Annotated in this window: 2 protein-coding genes; both read left to right on the top strand. The window is 51.9% G+C overall.

Going from position 1 to position 2,609, the window contains the following annotated elements; all coding sequences use genetic code 11:
* Positions 1 to 918 precede the first annotated feature (918 nt).
* Positions 919 to 1,275: a hypothetical protein gene (locus V6D20_04450; GenBank protein ID HEY9815043.1), complete on the top strand. Its 357-nt coding sequence runs from the start codon at positions 919 to 921 to the stop codon at positions 1,273 to 1,275.
* 383 nt (positions 1,276 to 1,658) lie between these two features.
* Positions 1,659 to 2,609: DUF3747 domain-containing protein (locus tag V6D20_04445; protein ID HEY9815042.1), on the top strand; the 951-nt coding region annotated here is incomplete at its 3' end.

Genomic DNA, 2,609 nt, shown 5'->3' with positions numbered 1-2,609 from the left:
ATTGTTCCCTGTGGAATTACGGATAGACCCGTGGGCAGTTTGGCAGAATGGCTACCTGACATTCAATACAGCTTGGTCGAACAGCAGGTGAAGCAAGCCTTCAGCCAGATCTTTCATGTCGAGCTATGGCCCACAGATACCCTACCGCTGCTGCCCATACCCTTGCCACCCGATTGACGGTTGGGAACCTAGATCAATCAACCATCGTCTTTGCCTCTATCTGGGGTGTACCATGCTAGGGTGCCATGGGAGTCTTGATGAGAGCTGACATAGTCTAATGATGTCGTTGACATGGAACGATCGCTCCACAAAATGTGACAAGACAACGTTTAGACCTGCCTGACAATACGCTCAACGCTGGCGCTAAAAGCCGCGCCTATACAAGCAACAACCACCTACGCGGAACCATGAAGTCGATTCGTCGGCGGAGGTCATTGTTGACGGTGTAGCCGTGGGTTCAAGCACTTGGTATGAGCGTTTTTCAGGTATAGCCATCGTCCGGTAGGGTCACCTAGGCTACATCAAGAAACCTCGAAGACGTTCAAATACTTGAACGTTCATCGAGGACAGGTCTCACCTTAGAGTGACCACAACTATGATCAGCGCTGAAACACTACCAGCCTCCATTCCAGCATATTTACTAAGACGCGAGGGCGATCGCTTTAGCTTATCCCGTAAATATGCGGAACATTCGTCAAACCAAGAATTCATGAAAGCTTTGCAGTTTCTTTGCGAGAAGAATAAGCCTCTCTCCTGATTCACACGTATGATCAGAGAAGAAGCTTCACGGATGAAGGTAAAACTTCCGAAATGCCACTGAAGCATTAGTCTTGGGACGCGTGGGATAGTAAGCACGGTAATACTTTTCTATTACGCTTTTATCTCTGCAAACACTTTTATTTTAACTGAAGAGGTCGCATGAAAACGGCAATTACGTCTATTCAATCATGGGTGTCTGCATTGAGCGATCGTAACCGCACACTGACGCCTCTGGAGATCTCTGTTCTCAAGACCCTGGTCTGTGCTAGCGAGTCTCCCGTGGCGCTAGAGCAGTATTTATCTGAAAATATCGCTACAGTGTATGCCTCTCTCATCAAGCTAGAACGTCTGGGTCTTGTGCGCGCTACCTGGTTCACGAATCCTGAACACCCGGTCTCCAGCAATCAGTACAGACAGCGTCAATACGAGATTACCGTTCGTGGACGAGCTCGGCTTCCCCACACCATATCCTCTGTGCATGAGATCCTCGTGTCTCAATCCGGTCAAATCATCTAGCCAGCGCCTGCTAGAGGAATTACCCTCGTCTTAACTAACCTTGAATTGACACTCAATCTCATGCTCTAGGTGCTGTTTCCACACCGGAGTCCTGGGTTGGGTGTCAATTAGCATGTGGGGCTGATGCCTCACTTCTTCCATCCCATCCCGCTCCACCATCCAAGATGTGCCAGTTGAAAAGCCGGTCTAGGAGGTGAAACTCTCGGAAACCCCCACCGTCTCAGGCGATATAAGCGTGTGAGTGAGAGCTACACCTTGCGGTTAAGACACGTGGTGTGGTGTCAGCCGATAAATCTGTTCTTAGATTGAGCAACGCAACGGACTGATGACCACGCCACCGTTTCTTCACACTTAAGCCTTTCGCAGATGGAATCAAGAGACCTATGAGCGTGAAACGATGGCTGCATCTTGCAGGTGCATTGGGATTGGGATTATTGGCATCAGCTGGACAACCTGCGATCGCTACAACGTTTACCCAGCAGGAGGTAAACGCCGATCGCTTTGTGACCGTTGCGGCCCCGTTTGCGGGTGGCACCAGACACCAATTGTTAATTCTGGAGCAAATCAGCGATCGCCGCGATTGCTGGTCAACCCAATCCAGTTCACCCACTCTGGTAACCCCCCTGCTGCTGGATTTTGACTTCAGCGGCATTTGTGGTCGCAGCACAGACAGCAATGGCTATTCCGTGCGGGTGGGCAATGAAGATCTGGGCTGGCGCTATGGCCTGCAAGTAACGCGCCAGGGTAATGACCTAGTGTTAATGGCAGTGCCCAACCAAGATCGCACTTCCCCTTCCCTAGAAATTGGGCGGACAAACGGCGTCACCAATGAATTTGCAGAAATTCAACTCAATTCTGGCTGGCGACTGACAAGACGCACCTATAACGGTCAAGCCCTCGGGCATATTTATATCACCCACGATCGCAACCTCGATGTTTTAATTGCGGAAGCTGGAGGCCGGACATCCACCGCCACCCATCCTACCCTACCCACACCGCCCCAAACCTCCACACCATCAATCCCATCTCCCAGTCCCACTCCCGGCACGACGGTGACGGTTCCCGGCAATCTAGCAGCCCTGCCCGAAGCGTCGCCTACCAGCACCCGCAGTTACCAAGTCTTAGTATCGGTGGCCACTCCAGCAGAACAGGCCCGTCTCCAGCAACTCGCCCCCGATTCGTTTCGCACCGTCGTAGATGGCTACAGCGTTATGCAGGCGGGTATCTTTCGGGAGCGCGATCGGGCAGCTTCTCTGCAGCAGCAGCTCATTCAAAATAATCTCAGCGCTCGCTTAGTACGCTCCAGCATCGATCTGAGCCAAGTGACCCCGCGG

The sequence above is a fragment of the Candidatus Obscuribacterales bacterium genome, from assembly GCA_036703605.1.
Classification (GTDB): domain Bacteria; phylum Cyanobacteriota; class Cyanobacteriia; order RECH01; family RECH01; genus RECH01.
The sequence above is the reverse complement of the archived record's forward strand: the minus strand, read 5'-3'. Positions and strand labels throughout refer to the sequence as shown.